Here is a 231-nt window from a genome sequence, read left to right as displayed (position 1 = left end):
CGCCGTCAGTGCCCATGCCGCTGAACTCAACGGTGGGTGCAGGTGCGGCAACATTGTCCACAGGCTGGTTGTCGGTGGCGGTTGCTGATGGGTTACCGGCGATATCAATCACTTGCGCGGTGACATCAACATCGGTCGCGCCAGCAGTGACAGGCACTTCAACGTCAAAGCCGTTGTCGAGCATGTCCTGAGTGACAGGGCCGTTAAATAGGGTGTTGCCATTGCCATCAG

General features: G+C 58.0%; 1 protein-coding gene. It reads right to left on the bottom strand.

The window, feature by feature from the left end:
• A partial coding sequence (locus AAEY78_RS15180; protein ID WP_352340361.1) for a hypothetical protein occupies window positions 1-231 on the bottom strand: 231 nt, incomplete at both ends.

Source organism: Psychrobacter sp. 16-MNA-CIBAN-0192 (assembly GCF_040309565.1).
In the GTDB taxonomy this organism is placed as follows: Bacteria; Pseudomonadota; Gammaproteobacteria; order Pseudomonadales; family Moraxellaceae; genus Psychrobacter.
This window is presented reverse-complemented; position numbering and strand designations above follow the sequence as displayed.